This is a genomic window from Streptomyces olivoverticillatus (assembly GCF_014203555.1).
Classification (GTDB): domain Bacteria; phylum Actinomycetota; class Actinomycetes; order Streptomycetales; family Streptomycetaceae; genus Streptomyces; species Streptomyces olivoverticillatus.
In genome coordinates, this window is the sequence record NZ_JACHJH010000004.1 from 471,746 (window position 1) to 498,062 (window position 26,317).

At 70.5% G+C, this 26,317-nt stretch carries 25 protein-coding genes, 1 tRNA gene and 1 pseudogene; 17 read left to right on the forward strand and 10 right to left on the reverse strand.

Going from position 1 to position 26,317, the window contains the following annotated elements:
• Position 1 precedes the first annotated feature (1 nt).
• From FHS39_RS16340 to FHS39_RS16370, 7 genes are all read left to right on the forward strand, one after another.
• Positions 2–937: a hypothetical protein gene (locus tag FHS39_RS16340; protein WP_343069606.1), complete on the forward strand. Its 936-nt coding sequence runs from the start codon at positions 2–4 to the stop codon at positions 935–937.
• A 50-nt stretch (positions 938–987) separates the two neighbouring features.
• Entirely contained in the window at positions 988–1,566 is a 579-nt protein-coding gene (locus FHS39_RS16345) for a Uma2 family endonuclease (RefSeq protein ID WP_184350063.1), read from the forward strand.
• A gap of 110 nt (positions 1,567–1,676) precedes the next feature.
• Positions 1,677–2,948, forward strand: coding sequence for an aspartate kinase (locus FHS39_RS16350; protein ID WP_184350064.1), 1,272 nt, complete (start codon positions 1,677–1,679; stop codon positions 2,946–2,948).
• Positions 2,945–4,123, forward strand: a complete 1,179-nt coding sequence (locus tag FHS39_RS16355; protein ID WP_246470274.1) for an aspartate-semialdehyde dehydrogenase — start codon at positions 2,945–2,947, stop codon at positions 4,121–4,123. The genes FHS39_RS16350 and FHS39_RS16355 overlap by 4 nt, the downstream gene beginning before the upstream one ends.
• Before the next feature lie 474 nt (positions 4,124–4,597).
• Positions 4,598–5,227: a SigE family RNA polymerase sigma factor gene (locus FHS39_RS16360; RefSeq protein ID WP_221462876.1), complete on the forward strand. Its 630-nt coding sequence runs from the start codon at positions 4,598–4,600 to the stop codon at positions 5,225–5,227.
• Positions 5,224–6,369 carry a hypothetical protein gene (locus FHS39_RS16365; protein ID WP_184350066.1) on the forward strand — a complete coding sequence of 382 codons (1,146 nt, stop codon included), beginning with the start codon at positions 5,224–5,226 and terminating at the stop codon, positions 6,367–6,369. The genes FHS39_RS16360 and FHS39_RS16365 overlap by 4 nt, the downstream gene beginning before the upstream one ends.
• 140 nt (positions 6,370–6,509) lie before the next feature.
• On the forward strand, positions 6,510–7,343 hold the full coding sequence (locus FHS39_RS16370; RefSeq protein ID WP_184350067.1) for an SURF1 family cytochrome oxidase biogenesis protein: 834 nt from the start codon (positions 6,510–6,512) through the stop codon (positions 7,341–7,343).
• Here the strand turns inward: FHS39_RS16370 and FHS39_RS16375 are convergent.
• From FHS39_RS16375 to FHS39_RS16390, 4 genes and pseudogenes are all read right to left on the reverse strand, one after another.
• Positions 7,276–9,072 (reverse strand): S9 family peptidase, encoded by a 1,797-nt coding sequence (locus FHS39_RS16375; RefSeq protein WP_184350227.1) that lies wholly within the window; start codon positions 9,070–9,072, stop codon positions 7,276–7,278. The two genes, FHS39_RS16370 and FHS39_RS16375, sit on opposite strands and share 68 nt — an antisense overlap.
• A 238-nt stretch (positions 9,073–9,310) precedes the next feature.
• Positions 9,311–10,180, reverse strand: coding sequence for an SGNH/GDSL hydrolase family protein (locus FHS39_RS16380; protein ID WP_184350068.1), 870 nt, complete (start codon positions 10,178–10,180; stop codon positions 9,311–9,313).
• Positions 10,181–10,547: 367 nt separating this feature from the next.
• On the reverse strand, positions 10,548–10,883 hold the full coding sequence (locus FHS39_RS16385; protein WP_184350069.1) for a hypothetical protein: 336 nt from the start codon (positions 10,881–10,883) through the stop codon (positions 10,548–10,550).
• Between the two features lie 5 nt (positions 10,884–10,888).
• Positions 10,889–11,371 (reverse strand): annotated as a pseudogene (locus FHS39_RS16390) (transposase); the annotation flags it as partial.
• Between the two features lie 38 nt (positions 11,372–11,409).
• Between FHS39_RS16390 and FHS39_RS16395 the strand changes: the two are divergent.
• Positions 11,410–11,685 carry a hypothetical protein gene (locus FHS39_RS16395; RefSeq protein ID WP_184350070.1) on the forward strand — a complete coding sequence of 92 codons (276 nt, stop codon included), beginning with the start codon at positions 11,410–11,412 and terminating at the stop codon, positions 11,683–11,685.
• A gap of 615 nt (positions 11,686–12,300) precedes the next feature.
• Here the strand turns inward: FHS39_RS16395 and FHS39_RS16400 are convergent.
• A tRNA-Pro gene (locus FHS39_RS16400) sits at positions 12,301–12,374 on the reverse strand.
• Positions 12,375–12,467: 93 nt separating this feature from the next.
• Positions 12,468–13,394 carry a metallophosphoesterase gene (locus FHS39_RS16405; RefSeq protein WP_184350071.1) on the reverse strand — a complete coding sequence of 309 codons (927 nt, stop codon included), beginning with the start codon at positions 13,392–13,394 and terminating at the stop codon, positions 12,468–12,470.
• 163 nt (positions 13,395–13,557) lie between these two features.
• Here FHS39_RS16405 and FHS39_RS16410 point away from each other — a divergent pair, with 163 nt between their 5' ends.
• Positions 13,558–14,022, forward strand: a complete 465-nt coding sequence (locus tag FHS39_RS16410; protein WP_184350072.1) for a GatB/YqeY domain-containing protein — start codon at positions 13,558–13,560, stop codon at positions 14,020–14,022.
• A 134-nt stretch (positions 14,023–14,156) separates the two neighbouring features.
• On the opposite strand, the gene FHS39_RS16415 is transcribed toward FHS39_RS16410, so the two are convergent.
• Positions 14,157–16,457 (reverse strand): transglycosylase domain-containing protein, encoded by a 2,301-nt coding sequence (locus tag FHS39_RS16415; RefSeq protein WP_184350073.1) that lies wholly within the window; start codon positions 16,455–16,457, stop codon positions 14,157–14,159.
• Positions 16,458–16,842: 385 nt separating this feature from the next.
• Between FHS39_RS16415 and FHS39_RS16420 the strand changes: the two genes are divergently transcribed.
• A complete protein-coding gene (locus FHS39_RS16420) occupies positions 16,843–17,178 on the forward strand; it encodes a WhiB family transcriptional regulator (RefSeq protein WP_184350074.1) in 336 nt (111 codons plus the stop codon).
• Here FHS39_RS16420 and bagB read toward each other — a convergent pair.
• Complete coding sequence (bagB, locus tag FHS39_RS16425; protein WP_184350075.1) at positions 17,175–18,656, reverse strand: ATPase BagB; 1,482 nt, start codon at positions 18,654–18,656, stop codon at positions 17,175–17,177. The genes FHS39_RS16420 and bagB overlap by 4 nt on opposite strands.
• Positions 18,653–19,690 (reverse strand): ATPase BagA, encoded by a 1,038-nt coding sequence (bagA, locus tag FHS39_RS16430; RefSeq protein WP_045932459.1) that lies wholly within the window; start codon positions 19,688–19,690, stop codon positions 18,653–18,655. Before bagA ends, bagB begins: the two co-directional genes overlap by 4 nt.
• A gap of 72 nt (positions 19,691–19,762) precedes the next feature.
• Between bagA and sp36 the strand changes: the two genes are divergently transcribed.
• From sp36 to FHS39_RS16450, 4 genes are all read left to right on the forward strand, one after another.
• Positions 19,763–19,921, forward strand: a complete 159-nt coding sequence (sp36, locus tag FHS39_RS16435; protein ID WP_107072624.1) for a Sp36 family protein — start codon at positions 19,763–19,765, stop codon at positions 19,919–19,921.
• Positions 19,918–20,382, forward strand: a complete 465-nt coding sequence (locus tag FHS39_RS16440; protein WP_184350076.1) for an Atu1372/SO_1960 family protein — start codon at positions 19,918–19,920, stop codon at positions 20,380–20,382. Before sp36 ends, FHS39_RS16440 begins: the two co-directional genes overlap by 4 nt.
• A 109-nt stretch (positions 20,383–20,491) precedes the next feature.
• Positions 20,492–21,454, forward strand: coding sequence for an NUDIX hydrolase (locus FHS39_RS16445; protein ID WP_246470275.1), 963 nt, complete (start codon positions 20,492–20,494; stop codon positions 21,452–21,454).
• Positions 21,451–22,278: an MBL fold metallo-hydrolase gene (locus tag FHS39_RS16450; protein WP_184350077.1), complete on the forward strand. Its 828-nt coding sequence runs from the start codon at positions 21,451–21,453 to the stop codon at positions 22,276–22,278. Before FHS39_RS16445 ends, FHS39_RS16450 begins: the two co-directional genes overlap by 4 nt.
• A 115-nt stretch (positions 22,279–22,393) precedes the next feature.
• Here FHS39_RS16450 and FHS39_RS16455 read toward each other — a convergent pair whose 3' ends face one another.
• Positions 22,394–23,068 (reverse strand): Crp/Fnr family transcriptional regulator, encoded by a 675-nt coding sequence (locus tag FHS39_RS16455; RefSeq protein WP_004939715.1) that lies wholly within the window; start codon positions 23,066–23,068, stop codon positions 22,394–22,396.
• 250 nt (positions 23,069–23,318) lie between these two features.
• Between FHS39_RS16455 and nth the strand changes: the two genes are divergently transcribed.
• From nth to FHS39_RS16470, 3 genes are all read left to right on the forward strand, one after another.
• A complete protein-coding gene (nth, locus tag FHS39_RS16460; protein WP_343069608.1) occupies positions 23,319–24,209 on the forward strand; it encodes an endonuclease III in 891 nt (296 codons plus the stop codon).
• A gap of 56 nt (positions 24,210–24,265) precedes the next feature.
• Positions 24,266–24,961, forward strand: coding sequence for an NUDIX hydrolase (locus tag FHS39_RS16465; RefSeq protein WP_045932463.1), 696 nt, complete (start codon positions 24,266–24,268; stop codon positions 24,959–24,961).
• Between the two features lie 156 nt (positions 24,962–25,117).
• Positions 25,118–26,314 (forward strand): MarP family serine protease, encoded by a 1,197-nt coding sequence (locus FHS39_RS16470; RefSeq protein WP_184350079.1) that lies wholly within the window; start codon positions 25,118–25,120, stop codon positions 26,312–26,314.
• Positions 26,315–26,317: the final 3 nt, after the last annotated feature.

Sequence of the window (26,317 nt, forward strand, 5' to 3'; positions counted from 1 at the left end):
CGTGGCTGACGCCAACCTTAATGCTGTCCTGCCCGCCCCCGCACACCCCATGGCCAAGCCCGGCTTCGGGAAGCGCAATGCGCCCGACCAGACGCCGCGCACCGCGCACGACTTCGCACAACTGCCCAAGCGCGAGGCGTCGATCGCCGCGTTTATCGACCGGCTGCCCGAGGGGGCCGCGATGGACGTGAAGACCCTCGCCAAGGTGCTGCCGGACTACGGCCAACAGGCCTGCCGGACGGCGCTGCAGCGCCTGAGGGATGCCGGGTACCTGTTTTACCGCCCGGTGGCTGCCGTCACAGAGTGCGGCGTGCGCTGGGTGACACAGACGTTCTTCTCCCGGACGGCTCGCCCCAAGGCGTGGTGGAAGCGGTTCGAGCGGGACGAGCTGCCCGCAGAGGGCGGCGGCGCCCCCGAGCCCGTAGGGGAGCCCGAACCGGAGGCCGCCCCGCGGGCTTCGCGCGCGTACCGCGCGCTCGCCGCCCTCGGGCGTACCGACCCCCGGCTGACGCTCTCGGCCGCCGACTGCGCAGCTCTCGAACCCCTTGCCGCGGAGTGGCTGGCGCGTCACACGACCCCTGAGCAAATAGCGGCGTCGCTGACGGCCGGGCTGCCGCCGCAGATCCACAGCCCGGCCGGTTTCGTACGCAAACGACTGGAGACCAAAATGCCTCCTCTGCCCCCGAGGCCCGTACAGCGCGTAACCCGGAGCATCGAGGCGTGCGTCGCCTGCGGCAAAGCGGATCTCGAAACCGTCATGGGCGAGGGCCTGTGCGCGGAGTGCGCGCGTATCCCGGAGGTCCCGGACACATTCCTGTCCGAGAGCTGCTTTGCGGGGGAGAAGGACGAGTGGGACGGCCTGCCGCCCGAGGAGATCACACGACGCGTGGACGTCCTGCGCGCCGCGGCCGGCATCGCCCGTAGGGGCGGTGTATGACCGCGCCGCCGACCTTGGCAGGGGCACCATGGAGGGGAGGAGGCGACGCCATGACCCCGAGGATGACCGCCCGGCCCCAGATGCCCGTCGAAGACTTCGAGGAGCTTGCCCGTACAGCGCCGGAGACCGTCCGGCTTGAGTTCATCAACGGAAAGGTCGAGGTCAAGTCGGTGCCGGACGGCAATCACGACGAGATCGTCATGTGGCTGCTGGAGCAATGCATGCAGCAGCGACCGGATCTCCGGCTCTACCCCGGGCGGGGGTTGAAGGTGGAGGCGTACCGCAAGGGTCGGGCGCACCCGGACGGTTCCCTCGCGCCTCGGAATCACTTCACAGGCCAAGGGGAGTGGGCGGACCCCGAGGGTGTATTGATGACGGTCGAGGTCACCTCGTACGACCGCGACACCGACCGCCGCGACCGCTTGGAGAAGCGTGATGGGTACGCGGCCGTAGGCATCCCGGTGTATCTCCTCGTCGACCGCGATCGGTGTGAGCTCACGGTGCACACGGAACCGGAGGGGGGCAAGTACTGCAACATCGTCACGCGGTCGTTCGGGGCGAGGGTCGAGATCCCCGACCCTGTCGGCGTCGTGCTGGAGACCGAAGAGCTGAAGGAATTCGCGGACTGACGGCCTGCGGCCGAAAATCTCACTATGTGGGACCACCGTAGGGGATTCCGGCCGCTCGTTAGACTCGGTCCCGACCGCATTACGCATACGTATAGCTGCGAGGAGCGCACGTGGGCCTTGTCGTGCAGAAGTACGGAGGCTCCTCCGTTGCCGATGCCGAAGGCATCAAGCGGGTTGCCAAGCGAGTCGTGGAAGCCAAGAAGAACGGCCACCAGGTGGTCGTCGTGGTTTCCGCGATGGGCGACACGACGGACGAGTTGATCGATCTCGCCGCGCAGGTTTCGCCGATCCCTGCCGGACGTGAGTTCGACATGCTGCTGACCGCCGGAGAGCGGATCTCCATGGCTCTGCTGGCGATGGCGATCAAAAACCTCGGTCACGAGGCACAGTCGTTCACCGGCAGCCAGGCCGGAGTCATCACCGACTCGGTCCACAACAAAGCGCGCATCATCGATGTCACGCCGGGCCGCATCCAGCAGTCGGTCGACGCGGGCAACATCGCGATCGTCGCCGGCTTCCAGGGCGTGTCCCAGGACAAGAAGGACATCACCACGCTGGGCCGGGGCGGCAGCGACACCACCGCCGTCGCGCTGGCGGCCGCGCTGGACGCCGAGGTGTGCGAGATCTACACGGACGTCGACGGTGTCTTCACCGCCGACCCGCGGGTCGTGAAGAAGGCCCGCAAGATCGACTGGATCTCGTTCGAGGACATGCTGGAGCTGGCGAGCTCCGGTTCCAAGGTGCTGCTGCACCGCTGCGTCGAGTACGCACGCCGTTACAACATCCCGATTCATGTGCGTTCGTCCTTCTCCGGACTCAAGGGCACATGGGTCAGCAACGAACCGCAAGGGGACCAGCCGATGGAGCAGGCGATCATCTCGGGTGTCGCACACGACACCTCCGAGGCGAAGGTCACGGTCGTCGGGGTGCCGGATAAGCCGGGCGAGGCTGCGACGATCTTCCGGGCGATCGCGGACGCCGACATCAACATCGACATGGTCGTGCAGAACGTCTCGGCCGCGTCCACCGGTCTGACCGACATCTCCTTCACCCTCCCCAAGACCGAGGGACACAAGGCGATCGAGGCGCTGGAGAAGACGAAGGCGCAGGTCGGCTTCGACTCGCTGCGCTACGACGACCAGATCGCCAAGATTTCGCTGGTCGGCGCGGGCATGAAGACGAACCCGGGCGTCACGGCGACGTTCTTCGAGGCGCTGTCGAACGCGGGCGTGAACATCGAGCTGATCTCGACCTCCGAGATCCGCATCTCGGTCGTCACGCGTGCGGACGACGTGAAGGAGGCCGTGCGGGCGGTCCACACCGCCTTCGGCCTGGACAGCGAGAGCGACGAGGCCGTGGTCTACGGAGGCACCGGCCGATGACGGCCACCCACCCGGAGGGCCTCGGCATGCCGCCCGGCGAGGGTGCGCCGGGGCTGCCGGGTGGCGATGTCGTGCGTCGTACGGCCGCGGATCGTACGGCCGCGGATCGTACGGGCAAGCCGACGCTGGCCGTGGTCGGGGCGACCGGGGCGGTCGGCGCGGTGATGCTGGAGCTGCTGTCGCGCGCGGCGGACATCTGGGGCGAGATACGCCTCGTGGCGTCCGCGCGCTCGGTGGGGCGGAAGCTGACCGTGCGCGGCGAGGAGGTCGAGGTCGTCGCGCTGAGCGAGGAGGCCTTCGAGGGCGTCGCCGTCGCCATGTTCGACGTGCCCGACGAGGTTGCGGCGCAGTGGGCGCCGATCGCCGCCGCCAAGGGCGCGGTGGTCGTGGACAACTCCGGTGCGTTCCGGATGGATCCGGACGTGCCCCTCGTGGTGCCCGAGGTGAATGCGCACGCCGCGCGGCTGCGGCCGCGCGGGATCATCGCCAACCCCAACTGCACCACCCTGTCGATGATCGTGGCGGTGGGCGCGCTGCACGCCGAGTTCGGGCTGAGCGAGCTGGTCGTCTCCTCGTACCAGGCGGTGTCCGGGGCGGGGAAGGACGGCGTCGACACGCTGCGGGCGCAGCTCGCGGCGGTGACGGGGCCGGGGGCCGCGACGGCCGGGACCCAGCCCGGTGATGTGCGGCGCGCGGTGGGGGACGCGCTGGGGCCGTTCCCGGCTCCGGTGGCGCTGAACGTGGTGCCGTGGGTGGGGTCGTTGCAGGAGGGCGGTTGGTCCTCGGAGGAGCTCAAGGTCCGCAACGAGTCCCGCAAGATCCTCGGGCTGCCGGACCTGCCGGTGACCGCGACGTGTGTGCGCGTACCGGTGATCACGACGCATTCGCTGAGCGTGCACGCGCGGTTCGAGAACGAGGTGACCGTCGAGCGGGCGCACGAGATCCTGGCCAATGCGCCGGGGGTGGTGTTGTGCGACAGCCCGGAGCAGGGGGAGTTCCCCACGCCGGCGGATGCGGTGGGCACGGACCCGGCATGGGTGGGGCGCGTGCGGCGGTCGCTGGACGACCCCAAGGCGCTCGACTTCTTCGTCTGCGGCGACAATCAGCGCAAGGGCGCCGCTCTGAACGCGGCGCAGATCGCGGAAGTCGTGGCGGCAGAGATGACCACTCCGTAATACTTGGGTGGTGTGTGAAGGTTCTGTGATCAACTCGATGGTCCAGACCTCTTGAACTGGGCAGACGATCTGTTCGACGATTCGCTCCCCGCCCAACTGCAACCGCAGTCGGGCCGGGGAGCGTCTTTGTTGCCGTCTCTCGCGGCGGTGCCAAAACCGGGGCATTGAGGAAGAGCTGGTACGCATGAGGGCATATGGCGCATCGTCCTGTGATGCCGAGGCGTCGGCCGACTGCGGTGCCGGTGGGGTGCGTGGTGCTGGTGCGTCCTGCGGGGCCGGTGTCGGTGCGTCGTCGGCGGGGGAGTCCGGTGCGCAGTTGTCCGGTTCCGGCGCTTCGTCGATCGCGGCGCCCAGCGCGTACAACCCTGACGGGGGGAAACGTGTCCAACAGGCGTGGCAGAGGTCATCAGCATCGCAACCGTACCGAGGCGCAGCGGCGCCCCGGTGCGCCAGCGTTCCGGCGCATCGGGCGGTATGCCGGTGATCGCTCCTTGGTCGGCCGCCCGCCCGGCGCAGATGCCGCCGCCGTCCCAGACTCCCGCCCAGGCTGCTCCGTCGGCCGCCCCGCATGTCCCTTCGCAGCGCGGGGACGCTGACGAGGCGATGGCAGCGGGCACCACAGTCGACCACCTCACCGAGACCTACCGCGCCCACTACCGGTCGCTGCTGGGCCTCGCCGCCCTGCTCCTCGACGACACCGCCTCCTGCGAGGACGTGGTGCAGGAAGCCTTCATCCGAGTGCACTCCGCGCGCGGCCGCGTCCGCGACCCGGAAAAGACCCTCGCCTACCTGCGGCAGACCGTCGTCAACCTGTCCCGCTCCGCGCTCCGCCGCCGCATCCTCGGGCTCAAGCTGCTGTCCAAGCCGATGCCGGACATGGCCAGCGCCGAGGAAGGGGCGTACGAACAGCTGGAGCGCGACCAATTGATCAAAGCCATGCGTGGACTGCAGCGCCGCCAGCGCGAGGTTCTCGTCCTGCGCTATTTCGCCGACATGACCGAGGCCCAGGTCGCGGAGACCCTGGGCCTCTCGCTCGGCTCGGTCAAGGCATACGGTTCGCGGGGGATTGCGGCGCTGCGTGTCGCCATGGAGGCCCCGGTATGAACCATCTCGACCCGGACGGCCGTCGGCCCCGCGCACATGACGCACACGATGTACATGACGCCCGCGATGCACACGGCAACGGCTCGCACGGCGGTGGCGGTTTCGGTCCCCACGGCGACGGCGACGGCCTGGACGAGCAGGCGCTGCGGCGCCTCCTGCACGGCGCCGTCGACGACCTCGAGCCGTCCCCCAGCGCGCTGGAACAGCTCCAGCGCGCCGTGCCGGCCCGGCGCACCCGCCGCCGCCAGGCCGTGGTCGGCGCCGCGGCCGCGGTGATCCTCGGAGCCACCGCGCTCCCCGCCCTCATCCACGTCGCCACCACCGGCGGCACCGCCGAGGACCACGCGGCCAACGCCGCCAGCAGCCACCGGCGCAGCCACGGCGCCGACGACGGCCGACGGGCCGGCGACGGCGCCGGCGACGGCCGCGCGGAAACCACCACCGGAGCCGACGACCGCAAGGACGAGCGGGAGAAGAAGGAAGAAGGCAGCCGGCCGGACAGCACCTCCCGCGGCCGCGTGGGCACGGCGGGCGGTTCGGCCACGGACGCCTCCCCGACCCTGGCCGCGTCCTCGCCCACCTGCGACCGCAACCAACTCGGCAACGGCGTCGGCACGGTCGGCACCGCCGACAAGAACGGCCGGGTCTACGGCGCCTTCCGCGTCGTCAACGTCTCCCGCACCGTCTGCTCCGTGGCCGGCCCCGGCGTGGTCTCCGTCCACACCCAGGGCAGCGCCGAGAGCTCGCGCATCTCGGTCGTGGACCACACCTCGGGCGACGCGGCGCCCGGCCTGCCCGACCCGGCCACCGAGCCGAGCCAGGTGATCCTCCAGCCGGGACAGGCGTACGAGATCAAGTTCGCGTGGGTCCCCGCCCCCGACGGCGGCTCCAGCGGCTGCTCCCGGCCCGAGGGCGTGACCCCGACCCCGGCGACCACCCCGTCCTCGACCACCGGCAACGCGGCGGCCGTGGACAACAAGCCCCCGGCGCCGGACCCGGCCCCCTCGAAGACGCCGCCGAGCGTCGTCCTCAGCCACACCCCGGACGTCGGAGAGCCGAAGGCGGCCGACGCCACCATCAGCGACGCGTGCGCGGGCACGATCTACCGCACGGGGGCAGTGGCGGCAGCGCCGGCGGCGTAGGCGTCCCCGAACCACCGGACTACCGGGGGCCCCTCCCCCCCCGCCCCCACCCCCTCGCCCCCCGGCCCCCCGCCCACTGCCCACCGCCACGCGCAGGGGCCCGGTGCCATTGCCCTGCGTGGTGCCCGTACCGTGGTGGTGTGTATCGGTTCCTGCTGACTCCCCGCTGGTGGTGGATCAACGTCTTCGTCGTGCTGGCGATCCCCTTCTGCCTGTTCATGGGCAGCTGGCAGCTCGGCCGCTTCGAATCGCGCGTCGACTCGCACCGCGACCAGCAGACCCAGGCCGACGAGGCCCGCGCCGCGACTGCGCAGCCGCTGCGCGACCTGCTGCCGGTGAGCACCGAGACCTCCGGCCGTCAGGCCACCGCGACCGGACGCTACGACACCGGGCACCAACTCCTCGTGCCTGACCGCGACCTGGACGACCGCACGGGCTTCTACGTGCTGACCCTGCTGCGCACGGACGGAGGCAAGGCGCTGCCCGTCGTCCGCGGCTGGCTGCCGGGCGACGCCGGTTCCACGGCGGACACCGCCAAGGTCCCGGCCCCGCCGTCCGGTCAGGTGACCGTCACCGGTGCGCTCCAGGCGTCGGAGAGCTCCACCTCCAAGGGGGTGCGGGCGTCCGGTGGGCTTCCCCAGGGCCAGCTCGGTGTGATCAGCGCGGCCACGCTGGTCAACCTCGTGCCGTACGGGGTGTACGACGCGTGGATCACCGTCACCAAGTCCACGGGCGGCCTGACGGCGGTGCCCCCGGCCGCCGCTCCCAACAGCGGCCTGGACCTCAAGGCCTTCCAGAACCTCGGCTACACCGGCGAGTGGTTTGTCTTTGCCGGCTTCGTCGTCTTCATGTGGTTCCGGCTCTTCCGCCGCGAGGCCGAGACCGCCCGGGACATCGCTCTCGGCATCACGCCCGAGCAGCCGCTCGGCCCAGATGGCGCTCGGCAAAAGCGATCTCCAGCCGGAGCTGCTTGATCCGCTCCTCCATCACCAGCGAGCCGTGCCCCGCGTCGTAGCGGTACACCTCGTGCGGATGACCGCGCTCCGCCAGGCGCTCCACATAGTTCTCCACCTGGCGTATGGGGCAGCGGGGGTCGTTGACCCCGGCGGAGATGTAGACGGGTGCCCGCACCTGGTCGACGTAGGTCAGCGGTGACGACGCGGCGAAGCGCTCGGGCACCTCCTCCGGGGTGCCGCCCAGCAGCGTGCGGTCCAGGGCCTTCAGTGCCTCCATTTCGTCGTGGTAGGCCGTCACATAATCCGCGACGGGCACCGCGGCCAGGCCCAGCGCCCACGCATCCGGCTGGGTGCCGAGCCCGAGCAGGGTCAGGTATCCGCCCCATGAGCCGCCGGCCAGCACCAGCCGCCGCGCGTCGGAGACGCCCGATGCCACCGCCCAGTCCCGGACCGCGGCTATGTCCTCGAGCTCGATCAGCCCGACGCGGTGCTTGAGCGCGTCCGTCCAGGCCCGGCCGTAGCCGGTGGAGCCGCGGTAGTTGACGCGTATGACCGCGAAGCCGTGGTCGACCCAGGCCGCCGGGCCGGCCGCGAAGGCGTCGCTGTCGTGCCAGGTGGGGCCTCCGTGGATGTCGAAGACGGTGGGGAAGGGGCCTTCGCCCGCGGGCTTCTGCAGCAGCGCGTGCACCGTGCCGCCCGGGCCCTCCACCCATATGTCCTCGACCGGCACCGAGTCGGGAGCCTGCGCGATCCCGTGGGGCGTCGCAGGCGGGCTCAGCACGACATGCCCCGCCGTGGAGCGCACGACCGGCGGCTTGGCGGCCGACGACCAGAGGAACTCCACGGTCCCGTCCGGCCGCGGCAGCGCCCCCGAGACCGTGCCGTGCGGAGTATCCAGCCGGGAGAGCTCGCTGCTGCCCAGGTCGTACCGCCACAGCTCGCTGCGGGCGTGGTGGCTGTGGTCGATCAGCAGCGCGCTGCCGTCGGGGAACCAGGCCGCGTCCAGATCGCCGGGGAGGTCGATGGCCAGTGGGGTCTCCTCACCGGTCAGCGCGTCCCACAGCATCGGCTCCCAGCGGCCGTGCCGCTGGTGGCCGACGAGCAGCCGGGAGTCCCCCTCGACAGGGGCGAAGCCCATCACCGACAGGCCGAGCTCCTCGCTGCCGCCCCGGGTGTCGTCCAGCTCGCCGACGACCGAGCCGTCGATGCGGACGACGCGGACGGCCGAGTGCATGGCGTCGCCGTGCTCGGTGTGCTCGATCGCGATCAGCGCCCCGTCACGAGACAGGTCACCCACACCCGCCGACTGCTCGTGCCGGTAGACCTCCACGGGCGCGGCGCCGGGGCGTATGACGTGGATCGTCGAGCCCCCCTTGTCCGTGGAGCGGCCGACGACCGCCGTGCCGTCCCGGCCCAGGGCCAGTCCGTCCGGGTAGGAGGGCTCGAGGCCGGGGGCGGCGGGCTCGTCCGCCCCACCGTGGAAGGGCTGGCGCATCCACACACCGAATTCGTTGCCGTCGGTGTCCGCGAACCACCAGATCCACTCGCCGTCCGGGGACAGCACACCGCCCGTGGTGCCGTTGGGGCGGTCGGTGGCCTGGCGGTGCTCGCCCGTCGTCCGGTCCCAGGCGTACAGCTCGAAGGTCCCCGTCGCGTTCGATGTGAACAGCGACCGGTGCGGCGCGTCCTCCGCCCACCTCGGCAGGCCCACCCGCGGCGCCCGGAAGCGCTTCTCCCAGTCCGGCATGGACACCGCGGACGGCGTTGACACCGCGGACGGCGCTGCCGGCGCGGACGGCACGGAGGCGTCGCCGTGCGGAGACCCGAGGGGCCCGTTGCTCTCAGTCATGCCCACCATTCTGCGCCGAATGGCTGACAACTCGGCGGCGAGTGCTCCAGGCTGTGGACGACTCGACGATTGTGGATAACTCGCTCACTCCAATGAGTGGGTTCAGTGGCCTGGGGACCCGCTTCGCCGCGCGGGCTCAGTGGTGCAGACGGGCGTAGACCTCGCGGGCCATGGCCTGCTCGCCCAGGGCATTGGGGTGGAACGGCGCTGTCGGCCGAGTCGGGACCAAGCCCTCGCTCCACCGCACCCCATCGGGGGCGCAGATGTCATGACCGTTGCTGGCCGGGTGGTTGTCGACGAAGTCGGCGCCGTGCGTGCGGGCGGCCCGGCCAAGGACGGCGTCGAGCCGTCGCTCGACGAGGCCGAGGTAGGCGAGGTCGCCGTCGGCGAATGTTTCCCGCAGCCGGCACGCGGGGTCGCGGGGGCCGTCGGCCGCGGGGACGCCGGTCGGTGCGAACCTCACATATCCGGTCACGAGGACGTGCGCTTGCGGGGCGCGACGGTGCACCTCGTCCACCGCGGTGGCGACCGCGGGCCCCACGTCGACGATGCGCTGCAGGACTTCGTCGTGGCCGTCGCGCCGATAGTGGTCGCGGCAGGGGGCGCCCTGCGGGTGGGCCAGGCCGAGGGCGGAGCAGTACTCCAGGACGTCGACGACTCTGGCGTCGTTGGCGCCGATGGTGAGAGTGACGAGAGTGGTGTCCGGGGTAAGAGCGGCCAGCTGGTCGGACAGCTGCGCGGCCGTGGCGCCGCTACAGGTGACGTCGGTGAAGGCAGCGGGGTGGATGTGGCGAGCGAGCAGGTGGGGGTAGTTGTTGTTCGAGCGCAGGCACTTCAGGCTCGTCTGGTCCGGGACTCCGGCGGCGGAGGCGGCCGAGTCCCCCATGGCCACGTAGCGCACAGGTTCATCGGAGGGCGCGGGTGATCCCGCGAGCGCCGGCCCGCCGGTCCATACGGCCAGCAGGGCAGCCGTGACCACGGTGGCGTGGCGCGTTGTGTGACGCATGACGCGGGAGAGAGCGGTGACACGACCGGCGGAGCAGCCGGGACGACGAAGGTGGCGCGCGACAGACATACGGCTCCCAGAGGACGTAGGCCGGAAACAGCGGGGTGCGTGCGGCTCACGTCATACCGCGCCACCAGCCGCGCAGCTGCCCCTCGGCAAGCGGTAGCCCCCAAACGGATGGCCTCTGCCGGAAACACGTCTTTGAACGGCAGTGGCAGCGGCGGAGACAAGGACAGAGGAAGAGAGGCATCGACAGTCACAGCGCGACAGAGATGTGTCCTGTGTCACATGCCGGCGAGCGGAGTGGTCGGCACATGCCGCGCCGGCCACACCGCGCGTTGACCGGAAACTTCCCGGGGCTATGTGGTCACCACTTGTACGTCCAGACGGTGTCGTTGTGCGCGTCGGAGCTGTTCACGTGGATCCGGATGCGGGCGGTGTCGTCCTGGAACGTCTGGCCGGGTTTCCAGGTCTGCATGTCCAGCGTGGTGCAGTTCCCGGTGGGGGCGGCGGCGTTGGGGTTGCTCACCACGCGGATCGGTCCGGTGCCGGTGGTGACGGAGGTGTCGATCTTGTAGATCAGTACGCCGGTTGCGCAGGCGTTGGAGTCGTTGTTGGCGGCCTTGCGGGACTCTGCGACGTAGGCCGTGGTGGCGCTGGTCTTGATCACCGCCAGCTTGTAGCCGCTGCCCCCATACTCCACTCCGTTCAGGGTGGTGGAGTACGTGTCCGCCGTCGACAGACAGGAGACCCGGCTGTCGGTGCGCTGGTGCGTCGTTCGTAGCAGCGCGCGAGCCGCTGGAAGGCGTTCTGCCAGGCGTGAGTGCGCTCGATGTGCCACCGCCGGGTGGCCTGGACCGGCGCCCGGTTCCCTTTGCTGGCGATTCGGCCGTGCAGCCCCCGCTCGCGGAGCACCGCACGGGAGGCAGCCGAGTCGTATCCGGCATCCAGGTGGACGTTGATCGCATCGAGCAGTGGCCCAATCCCATCCAGTAGATCAAGCGTTGGGGCCAGGAGGGGAGAGTCGTGGCGATTCGCGCCAGCCAGGATCCGCCCGAGCGGGATGCCATAGCCGTCGGACATGCCAGAGCGTTTCATGCCCCGCTTGCCCCGCTTGCCCCGCTTGCCCCGGTCGACCGGTGAGCGTCCGGCCGCCTCACCGCCGCCGGGAGCCTTGGTGACGGCGCCGTCTAATCGGCATCGCTCCCTGGCTGCCGTACGGCGACCTGGTGGAGCACCTGGTAGACCGCCGGGTGCTGATCATCCACGGTGACCGGGACCGCAGCGAAGCGAGCGCTGCCAAGTCGCTCGACTACGCCCGGCGGGCCTTGGCGGTCGTCCCCGACCTGGCCCGCTACGAGGTACCTCGCGGCAGCCACTACCTGGTGAAGCAGGCCGATGCTGTCCGTGCGCTCACCACCGCCTTCGTGCTGGCCATCCTCGGTACGGAGCCGTCGCCGCTCGCCATCGGCGAACTGTGCGCCCCGCTGCCGCCTCGGGGCTAGCAGCCGAGCCGCCCGCCGCCTATCTGCGCGACCTCTTATTCCTATGGGAGGTCACGTCGGCCACAGGCCGCTCCATCGAGCCGGCCTCACCCCTCGACGCAGAGGGCGGAGAATCGGGGGTGGCGACCCGCGGGGTTCAGAAGCGACCGACGTTGTCGTGGCGCACCGTCGCGGGGGCGGCTCCGAGCGGAACGGTCTGACCACTGTATCGAAGCAGCCCTGCAACGCGCTGACCTGCGAGGTCAGGCTTCAGTGGCGCAAACCGCGCCTATATAGCCACATGCAGGGCTGCCCGGAGGATCATCCACGTCGAGCAGCCGCTGGCGCTGCTAGGGGGCGCATCACGCTCGTTGCCGCCGATCGCCCCCGTGATGAGGCCAGGCAACTGCCATGGCGCGAACTGAGGAGTGGGGGCAGATCTGCTCGCTGCCCCACTCGGATTCGCGGACGCATAGGTCCCGGCGAGGCCCATGGTGCGCGTTGTGACTCAACGGAGGCCAGCCGCTTGGGAGAAGCCGACCAAGATCTTCTCCCAGATTCCCAAGCGATCTCCGGGAACGGGTCAGGGGCCTGATCCACTGAGTGGATCAGGCCCCTGACCTGGTGTTTCACCAGTCGGGGTGGCGGGATTTGAACCCACGACCTCTTCGTCCCGAACGAAGCGCGCTGCCAAGCTGCGCTACACCCCGGTGCAACGAGCTCTACTTTAGCGGACTGGCGCTCGGAGGCGAAATCCGGTTCTCGTGGAGGTGGGGTCCGGACCGGGCCCCACCTCCACGGGCTCAGTCGCGGGCGACGAGGGTGAGCAGGGTGGCCTCGGGCGGGCAGGCGAAGCGGACCGGCGTATAGCGGTTCGTGCCGCAGCCTGCGGAGACGTGGAGGTAGGAGCGGTGACCTCCGGCCCGGTGGGTGGAGAGGCCCTTGACCCGGCGGGTGTCGATGTCGCAGTTGGTGACCAGCGCGCCGTAGAAGGGGATGCAGAGCTGGCCGCCATGGGTGTGCCCGGCGAGGATCAGCGGGTAGCGGTCGGCCGTGAAGGCGTCGAGGACCCGCAGGTAGGGGGCGTGGGCGACGGCGAGCGAGAAGTCGGCGCCCTCGTCGGGTCCGCCCGCCACCTTCGCGTACCGGTCGCGCTTGATGTGCGGGTCGTCGAGGCCGGTGAGGGCGATCTCCCGGCCGTCGATCTTGAGCGAGCCGCGGGTGTTGGTGAGGTTGACCCAGCCCGCGGCGTCGAAGCCGTCGCGCAGGTCTTCCCACGGGTTGTGGATGGCGCCGACGACGGGGGCGTTGCCGTTCAGCCCGTGTCGCCCGCTGGCCTTCTCCATCAGGTAGCGGGCGGGGTTGCGCAGCTTGGGCCCGTAGTAGTCGTTGGAGCCGAAGACGTACGCACCGGGGAAGCGCATCAGCGGGCCGAGCGCGTCGAGGGTCTCCGGCACGCCTTCGGGGTCGGAGAGGTTGTCGCCGGTGTTGATGACGAAGTCGGGGCGCAGGCCCGCGAGGGACTGGAGCCAGCGCTGCTTCTTGCGCTGGCCGCCGACCATGTGGATGTCGGAGACCTGGAGGACCCGCAGTGGCCGCATGCCGGGCGGCAGCACGGGCACGGTGACCCGGCGCAGCCGGAAGGAACGGACTTCGAAGCCGGCGGCGTAGGCGATGCCCGCCGCGCCGACCGCCGTGATTCCCAGGGGTACTCCGTATCGCGCACGCATACGGTCCATCGTCGCAGACTGCCGGAGGTGGTGATTCATGGGCCGGGGGCGGCAAGGGAGTTGTCCGTTTCCGGGGTGCGCCCGGGTGGGTGTGCGGGCGCCCGGGCCGTGGCTGCGCCGTTAATGCTGAGCGCGCGCCGGGGCAGGATGCGAAGATTGCGGCATGACCACGCTCAAGTCCAGGCTTCAGGACGACCTCACGGCCGCCATCAAGGCGCGCGACGAACTGCGCTCCTCCACGCTCCGTCTCACCCTCTCCGCGATCGGTTACGAGGAGACGGCCGGCAAGGTGGCCCGTGAGCTCTCCGACGACGAGGTGCTCAAGGTGATCACTCGCGAGGCGAAGAAGCGCCGCGAGGCCGCCGACGCGTTCGAGAAGGGCGGCCGGCCGGAGTCTGCCGAGCGCGAGCGGGCCGAGGGTGAGCTCCTCGCCGATTACCTGCCGAAGCAGCTGAGCGACGAGGAGCTGCAGGCGATCGTGGCGGAGGCGGTAACCGAGGCGAAGGCCGGCGGTGCGGAGGGCCCGAAGGCCATGGGCGCCGTCATGAAGATCGTGAACCCGAAGGTGGCGGGCCGCGCCGAGGGCGGCCGTGTCGCCGCTGCGGTCAAGCAGCTGCTGGCGGGCTGACCGCCGCAGCCCTGCCGTGTGCACGAAAGCTTGTGCATGAAAGCGTGCGCACGAATGCTTGCGTATGAAAGAGGCGCCCGGACCGTGATGGTCCGGGCGCCGCTTTCATGTCTCCGTACTACTGCTGCACTTTTCTACTGCTGTTCTTTCTGGCCGCCCTGTCCGGCGCTCTCGCCGGTGCCGCTGTTCCCGCTGTTTCCGCCGAGGATGCCCGTGGGGAGCTCGGGGACGGAGAAGTCGGGCAGTGGGTTGTGCTTGCCGGGCTTGTTGCCGCCCGGCTTGTTGGCTCCGGGCTTGCCGCCGTGCTTGTTGCCGCCCTGGCCCGTGTCGCCGGGGCGGGTCTTGCCGCCCTTGTCGGTGTCGGTGGCGCGGTCCGACCCGCCGATCCCCACGGTGTCGAAGCTCGCGGCAGGCCTGCCGTCCAGTGCTCCGGTCATGGCGTCACGCCAGATGGGGCCCGGGGTGTCGGCGCCGTAGACCTTGTCGTGGTAGACGCCGCCGATGGAGATGTTCTCCATCTCGACCTTGTCGCCGGGGCCGCCGACCCAGACGGCGCCCGCGAGGTTGGGGGTGTAGCCGACGAACCAGGCGGCCCGGCGCTCGTCGGTGGTGCCCGTCTTGCCCGCGCTGTCCCGGCCGCTGAGCCCGGCCTCCTTGCCGGTGCCGTCCTCGACCACGCCCTGCAGCAGGGTGTTGACGGTGTCGGCGGTCTGCTCGGACATCGCCCGCGAGCACTTCGTCTGCGGGACGCGCAGCTTCTTGCCGTCGGGTCCGGTGGCCGACTCGATGAGCACGGGGGTGCAGTACGTGCCGCGGTTGGCGAAGGTCGCGTAGGCGGAGGCCATGGTGAGCGGGGACATGCCGTCAGTGCCGCCGAGGGCCATGGCCGGGTACTGGGAGAGCTTGCCGCCTTCGGCGGGCTTGATGCCCATCTTGCCCGCCATCTTGGTGACCGGGCACAGGCCCATGTCCCCGACGAGCTGGATGAAGTAGGTGTTGACCGACTTCGCGATCGCTTCCTTCATGCCGTAGGGGCCGACCTCGCTGCGGTTCTCGTTGTTGACCGTCGCGCCTTCGCTGTTCTTCCAGGTGCCGGTGCAGGTGTCCACCTCGTCGGGGTAGGGCATCGCATACGGCGAGGAGTACGTCTGGTTGGGCGAGGTGCCCTGCTCCAGCGCGGCGGCGGCGACGATCGGTTTGAAGGTCGAGCCGACCTGGAAGCCGTAGTTCGAGCCGCCCATGGACTTGTCGGCGGAGAGGTTGATCTGCGTCTGGTGGTCGCCGAAGCCGTACGGGCGGGACTGGCCCATGCCGAGGACCTTGCCGGTGCCGGGCTGGACGATGGAGACGGCGGTGGCCACCGAGTCGCTCTGGTAGACGTGGTCGGTGATGGACTTCTGGACGGACTTCTGGGTCTGCGGGTCCAGAGTGGTGCGGATGGTCATGCCGCCCTGGTTCCAGCGCTTGGCCCTGGCTTCCTTCGTCTTGCCGAAGACCGGGTCGTTGAGGAAGGTCTCGCGGACGTAGTCGCAGAAGAAGCCCGCGCCGTCGACGGCGGTGATGCAGCCGCTCTTGGGCCTGCTGACCTTGAGCTCCAGCGGTTTGGCCTGCTCGGCGGCGGCCTGGGCCGGCGTGATGTCCTTCAGCTCGGCCATCCGCTGCAGGACGGTGTTGCGCCTGCGGGTGGCTTCCTTGGGGTCGTTGACCGGGTCGTAGCGGCTGGGTGACTGGACGATGCCGGCCAGCAGCGCGGACTCGCCGAGGGTGAGGTCCTTGGCGTGCTTGGTGAAGTAGCGCTGGGAGGCCGCTTCGACGCCGTAGGCCTGCCGTCCGAAGAAAGTGATGTTCAGATAGTTGTTGAGGATGCGGTCCTTGCCGAGCTCCTTCTCGACCTGGATCGCGTACTTGAGCTCCTTGACCTTGCGGCCGAGGGTCTGCTGGGTGGCTACGGCGACCTTTTCGGGGTCGTCGCCGGCCTCTTCGATGAAGACGTTCTTGACGTACTGCTGGGTGAGGGTGGAGGCGCCTTCCGAGACGCCGCCGGACTGGGCGTTCTTGTTGAGCGCGCGGAGCACGCCCTTGAGGTCGATCGCCCCGTGCTGGTAGTAGCGCGAGTCCTCGATGTCGACGAGGGCCTTGCGCATGTACGGCGAGATTTCGTTCAGGGGCACCACCGTGCGGTCCCGGGAGTAGACCTTGGCGATCTCGCCGCCGTCGGCGTCCAGGATGGTGGTGCGCTGGCTGAGGGGAGGTGTCTTGAGGTTGGCCGGGATCTCGTCGAACCCTTCGACCGACCCCTTGGCCACCAGGCCGAACGCTCCGATGCCCGGCAGGGCCAGACCGGCCAGCACCACTCCGGAGAGGACGCTGACGCCGAGGAACTTCGCGGCCTGTTGGGTCACGGTGGGGCCCCCGCCCGAGCGCTTCATAGCCATGGGGGGAAGCCTACGTTCTCATTCGGCGGACAGACGCCCGTGTGTTCGCCTACGCTGTTTCACGCCAGTCACTACGGTGTTCTCCCGCACCACCTCTCCCCTCACTCTTGTGAGTGATGAGAGGTGTCCGTATTGCCATCTGTGTCGGTAACTGCCCGTCATCGCTCGGGTGGAGTGTCCCTCTATGGAGGGAATAGTCGCTGATGTCGCCAGCTCACTCCGTTGGGTGATCTGCCGCGTACGCATAGTCCGTTCGGGCCATTCAAGATTGGGCCCGAAGGGGGTGTTGCCCCCTGCCTGCCTTCCGTAACGTCCTCAACTGGCAACGGTGAATATGCCGCTGCCGCCGTGGGGGAGCCTCGATTCGGGAGAGGACGGCGCCAGCATGAGCTGGGTAACCGACTGGAGCGCGCAGGCAGCCTGCCGCACGACCGATCCGGATGAACTATTCGTTCAGGGCGCAGCGCAGAACAGGGCGAAAGCAGTGTGCACCGGCTGCCCGGTGCGTACCGAGTGCCTGGCCGATGCGCTGGACAACCGCGTCGAGTTCGGGGTGTGGGGCGGAATGACCGAGCGCGAGCGTCGGGCGCTGTTGCGCCGTCGGCCCACGGTCACCTCGTGGCGCAGGCTCCTGGAGACGGCTCGTACCGAGTACGAGCGTGGTGCCGGCATCCTGCCGCTGGGCGACCCGGAGTACGACGAGTACGCCGCGGTGGGTTAGCGGTCGGCGGTCGTCGGCTGGAGCGAGCTGCTGTCCGGCTGCTGCCGGATGTCCTGCCGTGCTTGAGCGGTCTGGTCGGCGAGGCACTCGCCGATGGCCCGTAGTCCTGCCAGGTCGTGCACATCGCCCGGCAGTGCGGAGACTTCCGCCACCGGCACATCGGGGTGCAGGGCGGTGAAGCGGTCGCGTGTGCGCCGCTCTCGGGAGAGCACCTGCATGCGTTCGGCGTGCAGTCGCAGCAGCCCGGCGGCGAGTTGGTCGCCCGGAAGGGCGGCGGATTCCGGGGTGCCCGCAGTGGCGGATTCCGGGGAATCCACAGTGGGAGAAGCCGCAGAGGCATGCGTTTCTGGTTCGGTGGTTCCTGAGGGTGGGTCTGTGACTCCTGAAGACGCGGGCTGGGGGAAGCCGCTCTCGGGAGAGGACGTGCCAGTGGGTGTGAGGGTGCCAGGGTCGTCAGCGGTACGTGAGCCAGCCTGCCCGCTGCCACGATCCACAATGCCGGAACCGGCAAGATTTTCTGTGTATTCCGATGTTCCGTCTGCGAGCAGTTCTGCCGCGGCCAGTGCCCGCTCCGCCGAGAGCCGTGCCGCCCCGCTGCCGTGCACCCGGTTCAGTACGAGCCCGGCCAGCGGCATCCGCTCCGCGGCCAGCCGCTCCACGAAGTAGGCCGCCTCCCGCAGTGCGTCCCGCTCCGGTGCGGCGACCACCAGGAAGGCCGTACCGGGCGCCTGCAGCAGTCGGTAGGTGGCGTCGGCGCGGGTACGGAAGCCGCCGAACATGGTGTCCATCGCGGCGACGAACGTCTGTACGTCGCGCAGGAGCTGGGTCCCCATCAGTTTGTTCAGGGGGCCGCTCATCACCGACATGCCGACGCCCAGGAACTTCATCCCGGCCCGGCCGCCGATCTTCGCGGGGGCCATGAGCACCTTGATGAACTTGCCGTCCAGGAAGGACCCCAGGCGCCCCGGAGCGTCCAGGAAGTCCAGTGCCGAGCGGCTGGGCGGGGTGTCGACGACGATCAGGTCCCACTCGTCGCGGGCGCGCAGTTGGCCGAGCTTCTCCATGGCCATGTACTCCTGCGTGCCGGCGAAACCGGCCGACAGGGACTGATAGAAGGGGTTCTCCAGGATCGCCCGGGAGCGCTCCTTGTCGGCGTGCGCTTCGACGATCTCGTCGAAGGTCCGCTTCATGTCGAGCATCATGGCGTGCAGTTCGCCGCCGGCGGAGCCGTCGATGCCGGGGACCCGGCGCGGCACGTTGTCCAGCTCCTCGATGCCCATGGACTGTGCGAGGCGGCGGGCCGGGTCGATGGTCAGGACGACGACCTTCCGGCCGCGCTCTGCGGCCCGTACGCCCAGGGCCGCGGCGGTGGTGGTCTTGCCGACGCCGCCGGAGCCGCAGCACACCACGATGCGGGTCTGCGGGTTGTCCAGAACGGGGTCCAGGTCGAGCGGTGCTGCCGCCGAGTCGACGCTCAACGAGCCACTCCTTGCTTCCGCAGTTCGCGGGCCATGCGGTAGAGCCCCGCCAGGTCCACGCCGTCGCCGAGCAGTTGAAGTTCGTAGGTGGGCAGGGCGAGCCGCGCGATCTCGCCGCGCCCGCGGTGCTCCAGCGCGAGCCGCTCGGTGTGCTCGCGCGCTTGCTGCAGCAACGGTTCGACGAACGGGTCCGCCGAAACGGCGTCCGCGGGCCCGGCAGGAGGTGAGATGAGACCCGTACGCCCCTTGGGTGCCCTGCCGCCGGAGCCCGTGCGCTCCAAGGCGTGCGCCAAGGCGCGTGCCACCTCCGCGCGCCGTCCGTTTGCGGCGGCCTCCACGGCCGCCTCGTCGAGCACCTGGGGCCGCACCATGTTGATGACGACACCGCCCACCGGCAGCCCCGCCGCGCGCAGTTCCGCGACGCCGTCCGCCGTCTCCTGGACCGGCATCTCCTCCAGGAGCGTGACGAAGTGCACTGCCGTCTCGGGGGACTTCAGCACCCGCATCACTGCCTGCGCCTGATTGTGGATCGGCCCGATCCGGGCCAGCCCGGCCACCTCGTCGTTGACGTTGAGGAAGCGGGTGATCCGGCCGGTGGGCGGGGCGTCCATGACGACGTAGTCGTAGACGAAGCGGCCGGTACGGTCCTTCCTGCGCACCGCCTCGCACGCCTTGCCGGTCAGCAGGACGTCCCGCAGCCCCGGCGCGATGGTCGTCGCGAAGTCGATCGCGCCCAGCTTCTTCAGCGCCCGCCCGGCGCTGCCGAGCTTGTAGAACATGTGCAGGTAGTCCAGCAGGGCGCGCTCGGCGTCGATGGCGAGGGCGAAGACCTCTCCACCGCCCGGTGCGACCGCGATCTTGCGTTCCTCATAGGGCAGCGCCTCCGTCTCGAAGAGCTGCGCGATGCCCTGCCTGCCTTCGACCTCGACCAGCAGAGCGCGTTTGCCCTCGGCGGCGAGGGCAAGCGCGAGGGCCGCGGCGACCGTGGTCTTGCCGGTTCCGCCCTTGCCGCTGACGACATGGAGCCTGCTCATGATTTGGAGCCTAACCAGTCGCCGCGCGGGCTACGCACGAGGCTGTCGGTGTGAGGGATTACAGTCGGTCCCATGACCAAGTACGAGTACGCGACCGTGCCGCTTCTGGTACACGCGACCAAGCAGATTCTGGACACGTGGGGCGAGGACGGCTGGGAGCTCGTCCAGGTCGTGCCGGGTCCCAACAACCCCGAGCAGCTCGTGGCCTACCTCAAGCGGGAGAAGGCGTGAGCGGCGTCGAGGACCGGCTCGCCGAGCTCGGGCTGACGCTTCCGGAGGTCGTGCCGCCGCTGGCCGCCTACCAGCCGGCCGTGCGGTCGGGTGCGTATGTGTACACCGCCGGCCAGCTGCCGATGGTCAAGGGCGCCGTTCCGGCGACCGGCAAGGTCGGTGCGGAAGTCAGCGCCGAGCAGGCCAAGGAGCTGGCAGGCGTCTGCGCGCTCAACGCCCTGGCCGCCGTGAAGTCCGTCATCGGCGACCTGGACAAGATCGTCCGGGTGGTCAAGGTCGTGGGCTTCGTCGCCTCCGCCCCGGACTTCACCGCGCAGCCCGCCGTCCTCAATGGTGCGAGCGAGCTGCTCGGCGAGGTGCTGGGCGACAAGGGCGTGCACGCGCGCTCGGCCGTCGGTGTGGCCGTGCTGCCGCTGGACGCCCCGGTCGAGGTCGAGATCCTGGTGGAAGTCCGGGACTGACCGTACGAGCAGGCGGGGCGCGCAAGAGGGCCGTGGGCCCCTGTGCCCCGCTGATCGTTTCTCCTCGGGTCCTCTCGAACATCCGCGCGTGAGCGCATAGCATCCGGCCATGTCGACTTCGAACGGCCAGTGGTACCCGGCGGAGTGGCCGGACCGGATCAGAGCGTTCGCGCGCGGTGAGCTGCAGCCCGTGGCGCCCCGCCGGGCCGCGACCGTGCTCCTGCTGCGTGCCGGGGCCGCCGGGCCCACCGTTCACATGCTGCGCAGACGCGTCTCCATGGCCTTCGCCGGAGGCGCGTACGCGTATCCGGGCGGCTCCGTCGACCCGCGCGACGAGCGCGACGTGCCGTGGGCGGGCCCCTCGCGGGGCGAGTGGGCGGACAGGCTGGGCACGGACGCCGCCACCGCGCAGGCCATCGTCTGCGCCGCCGTCCGCGAGACTTTCGAGGAAGCGGGCGTCCTGCTGGCGGGCGCGACGCCGGACACGGTCGTCGCGGACACCACGGGCGAGGAGTGGGAGGCCGACAGGGCCGCACTCGTCAGCCGCGAGCTGTCCTTCGCCGACTTCCTCGACCGCCGCGGACTGGTCCTGCGCAGCGACCTCCTGGGGGCGTGGGCACGCTGGATCACCCCGGAGTTCGAGCCCCGCCGCTACGACACCTGGTTCTTCGTGGCGGCGCTCCCCGAGGGGCAGCGCACCCGCAACGCCTCCACAGAGGCCGACCGCACGGTCTGGGCGGCGCCCGCAGAGGCCGCCGAGGGCTACGACCGGGGCGAGTTGCTGATGATGCCCCCCACCATCTCCACGCTGCGTTCGCTGCGCCCGTACGCCACCGTCGCCGAGGTGCTGGCGGCCGCGCCGGAACGGGACCTGACGCCCGTCCTCGCACAGGCGCGCCTGGAGGGCGGCGAAGTGGTGCTGAGCTGGCCGGGGTATGAGGAATTCACCAAGCACGTGGAGGCGCGTACGGACGCGCATCCCGATGCGGGGTCAGGCTCTGACAGTTTGCCGGAGTCCGGCTCGCAAACCCATCACGGACGTTTTTCAGGACCTGCGGGAGCCGACGCATGACGTACACCGACCTGCCCGGACAGCCGCGCCCCGGTGTCCCCGGCGGCGCCGCGACCGCCAGGGCCACCTGTGTGCTCGCCCCCAACCCGTCGGCCATGACGCTGGACGGCACCAACACCTGGATCCTCGCCGAGCCGGACTCCGCTCTGGCGGTTGTCGTCGACCCGGGGCCGCTGGACGAGGCCCATCTGCGGGCGGTCATCGCCACCGTCGAGGAGGCGGGTAAGCAGATCGCCCTGACCCTGCTCACCCACGGCCACGCGGACCACTCCGGCGGCGCGGCCCGCTTCGCCGAGCTGACGGGTACGGCCGTACGAGCCCTGGACCCGGCGCAGCGCCTGGGCGGCGAAGGCCTGGGCGTGGGCGACGTCATCACGACGGGCGGCCTGGAGCTGCACGTGCTCTCGACGCCCGGGCACACTGCGGATTCGCTGTGCTTCCATCTCCCGGCTGACCGGGCGGTGCTGACGGGCGACACGGTGCTGGGGCGCGGTACGACCATGGTGGCCCATCCGGACGGGCGGCTCGGCGACTATCTGGACTCGCTGCGGCGGCTGCGGTCGCTGGCGGTCGACGACGGCGTGGACACGGTGCTGCCGGGGCACGGGCCGGTGCTGGAGGACGCGCGGGGCGCCGTCGAGTACTACCTCGCCCACCGAGCCAAGCGGCTGGCCCAGGTCGAGACGGCGGTGGAGAACGGGCATCGCACCGCGGCCGAGGTCGTGGCTCACGTCTATGCGGACGTCGACCCTTCGCTGTGGCCTGCCGCGGAGCTGTCGGTGCGGGCGCAGCTGGACTATCTGGGTGAGCACGGGCTGATCTGAGCGGCGGCCTGGTCCGAGCGGTGGGTGGTCCGATCCGCGCGTCAGGCGGGCCGGGCAAGCGGAAGGGCCCCGTCGAGTGACGGGGCCCTTCCGTTCGTCCGGGGTACTGACCGGGTCAGCGCGACCGCTTGGCGAGGCGCTCGACGTCGAGCAGGATCACGGCGCGGGCCTCCAGGCGGAGCCAGCCGCGGCCGGCGAAGTCGGCGAGCGCCTTGTTGACGGTCTCCCGGGAGGCGCCGACGAGCTGGGCGAGCTCCTCCTGAGTGAGGTCGTGCACGACGTGGATGCCCTCTTCGGACTGGACGCCGAAGCGGCGCGACAGGTCGAGCAGAGCCTTGGCGACGCGGCCGGGGACGTCGGAGAAGACGAGGTCCGACATCGAGTCGTTGGTGCGGCGCAGCCGTCGGGCGACGGCGCGCAGCAGCGCGGTGGCCACCTCGGGGCGGGCATTGAGCCAGGGCTGGAGGTCGCCGTGGCCGAGGCCGAGCAGCTTGACCTCGGTGAGCGCGGTGGCGGTGGCGGTGCGCGGTCCGGGGTCGAAGAGGGACAGCTCGCCGATGAGCTCGCCGGGGCCGAGGACCGCCAGCATGTTCTCGCGGCCGTCGGGGGAGGTGCGGTGGAGCTTCACCTTGCCCTCGGTCACCACGTAGAGGCGGTCGCCCGGGTCGCCTTCGTGGAACAGGGCGTCGCCCCTTGCGAGGGTGACCTCGCCCATGGAGGCGCGCAGCTCAGCGGCCTGCTCGTCATCGAGCGCCGCGAAAAGCGGGGCGCGCCGCAGAACGTCGTCCACGAGTTCTCTCCTTGTCGACATGCACAGGGGACCGTGGTCCCCATGATGCCCGTCGGTAAAACTGTGTGATCAAACACAAGTGTGGCGCATCGTCGCCGGAACCCCTACGGCAGGGGTCCGATTGGGCTGTGGTTTTCCTGCGGCCGGGGCGGATGTCAGTGCTGGGCTCTAGTCTGGCCGGGTGTCCAACAGGCCGGTGAGAGCGCAGGGCAAGGGGGCCGGGAGAGTGACTTCGGGTCGTGATTCCGCTGTGGGCGAACGCCCCGCCGCGAAGAAGACAAAAGCCGCAAGTCCGGACAGACGCTCGGCCGCTCCCAAGGCCGCCGCGAAGGCGGCGGCCGCACCGTCGGCGGGGTCCGCCGCCACGCCGCCGAAGACGGAATCGCGCACCGCGCTCGTCCGCCGCGCCCGGCGCATCAACCGCGAGCTCGCCGAGGTCTATTCGTACGCACACCCCGAGCTGGACTTCGAGAACCCCTTCCAGCTCCTGTGTGCCACCGTCCTCTCCGCGCAGACCACCGACCTGCGGGTCAACCAGACCACGCCCGCGCTCTTCGCCGCCTACCCCACTCCGGAGGACATGGCGGCAGCCGATCCGGAGACGCTGGAGCAGCTGATCCGGCCTACGGGTTTCTTCCGTGCCAAGGCGAAGTCGCTGCTGGGCCTCTCCGCCGCTCTGCGCGACCGCTTCGGCGGCGAGGTGCCGGGGCGCATAGAGGATCTCGTCTCGCTGCCGGGCGTCGGCCGCAAGACGGCCAACGTCGTCCTGGGCAATGCCTTCGGCGTTCCGGGGATCACGGTCGACACGCACTTCGGGCGGCTCGTCCGGCGCTGGAAGTGGACCGAGCAGCAGGACGCGGACCGGGTCGAGGCGGAGGTGGGCTCCCTCTTCCCCAAGAGCGAGTGGACGATGCTCTCGCACCGCGTGATCTTCCACGGCCGCCGTGTCTGTCACTCCCGCAAGCCCGCCTGCGGCGCCTGTCCGATCGCCCCGCTGTGCCCTTCGTACGGCGAGGGGGAGACGGATCCGGAGAAGGCGAAGAAGCTGCTCAAGTACGAGATGGGCGGGCAGCCGGGCCAGCGGCTCAAGCCGCCGCCGGACTATCCGGGCCTGCCCGCCCGCCCACTGGGAGCCGAATGACCGCGTCCGCGCGGGGGGACGGCCGTCAGCATGCCGAAGGGAACCGGGGGAAACCCATGACGAGCACATACGGCCGCGAAGCCGGACGCAGCGCCGAGATCACCGCGGAGGGGCTGCCCGAGTGGCTGGCACCGGTCGAGCGTGCCGCGCGCACCATCGAGCCGCACCAGCTCAGCCGCTTTCTGCCGCCCAAGGAGGGCGGGCGGCAGTCGGCCGTGCTCATCCTCTTCGGAGAGGGCGAGCGGGGGCCGGAGCTGCTGCTCCTGGAGCGCGCGGGGACGCTGCGCTCGCACGCCGGCCAGCCTTCCTTCCCCGGCGGCGCGCTCGACCCCGAGGACGGCGATCCGGAAGGTGACGGTCCGGTGCGGGCCGCACTGCGCGAGGCCGAGGAGGAGACCGGAGTCGACCCCTCCGGGGTCCAGGTCTTCGGTGTGCTGCCCCGGCTCTACATCCCGGTGAGCCGCTTCGTGGTGACGCCGGTGCTCGGCTGGTGGCGCGAGACCAGCCCGGTCGCCGCCGTGGACCGCGGGGAGACGGCCAGGGTCTTCACCGTCCCGGTGGCCGAGCTGACCGACCCGGAGAACCGGGCGATGGCCGTCCACCCGAGCGGCCACGAGGGCCCGGCCTTCCGCGTGGGCGAGGCCCTGGTGTGGGGTTTCACCGCCGGAGTCATCGACCGGATCGTGCACTACGCGGGCTGGGAGCGGCCGTGGGACCGGGAGCGGCTGGTCCCGCTGGACTGGCGTGCCTGACGGGCATGAGACGGTGGCCTCCGAGCTGACTGATCACGCGGACCTCGTCGGCGCGACCGGCCGTGCCGGACGCGCCGTGCGCCGCCGGTCCGGCCGCGACGCCGATCAGAAGCCGACGACGACACCGCCGACAACTGCAATGCGAGGCATCTTTCGGTGAACGTGCTGGACATCGTGCTGCTGATCGCCGCCGTGTGGTTCGCGCTCGTCGGCTACCGCCAGGGTTTCGTCGTCGGCGTGCTCTCGGTGATCGGATTCCTCGGCGGCGGTCTCGCCGCGGTCTATGCGCTCCCCGCGATCTGGGACAGCACCACCGGCGGGTCCCGTCCCGGCACCCTGGCCGCCATCCTGGGCGTCGCCATCGTCATCGTCTGCGCCTCCGTCGGCCAGGCCGCCACCACCCACCTGGGCAACAAGCTGCGGCGCCACATCACCTGGTCACCGGCGCGCGCCCTGGACGCCACGGGCGGCGCCCTGGTCAACGTCGTCGCGATGCTGCTGGTCGCCTGGCTGATCGGCTCCGCCCTCGCCGGCACGTCCCTGCCCACGCTCGGCAAGGAGGTGCGCGGCTCCAAGGTGCTGCTGGGGGTCGCACGGGTGGTCCCGCCGCAGGCCAACACCTGGTTCGCCGATTTCAGCACCGTCCTCGCGCAGAACGGCTTCCCACAGGTCTTCGCGCCCTTTTCCACCGAGCCGATCACCTCGGTGCCCGCCCCCGACCCGCGCCTTGCGGGCAGCCCGGTCGCCCACTCCGCCCAGCGCAGCATCGTCAAGGTGGTCGGCAACGCCCCCAGCTGCGGCAAGGTCCTCGAGGGCACCGGCTTCGTCTTCGCGCCGCACCGGGTCATGACCAACGCACACGTCGTCGGCGGTGTCGACGAGCCGACCGTGCAGATCGGCGGCCAGGGCCGGCTCCACGACGCCCGCGTCGTGCTCTACGACTGGAAGCGCGACATCGCCGTCCTGGACGTGCCGTCCCTGGACGCGCCGGTGCTGAGCTTCGCCGGGGGAGCGGACAGCGGCAAGAGCGCCATCGTGGCCGGATTCCCCGAGAACGGCTCGTACGACGTACGCGCGGCCCGGATCCGCAGCCGGGTGGAGGCCAACGGCCCGGACATCTACCACCGTGGCAACGTCCGCCGCGACGTCTACTCGCTCTACGCCACCGTGCGGCAGGGCAACTCCGGAGGCCCGCTGCTCACGCCCGACGGCGAGGTCTACGGCGTGGTCTTCGCCAAGTCGCTGGACGACGCCGACACCGGCTACGCACTCACGGCCGACGAAGTCCGCCAGGACGCCGTGGACGGCCGTACGGCCACCAGCAGGGTCAACACCCAAGGGTGCGCCCTGTGAGCC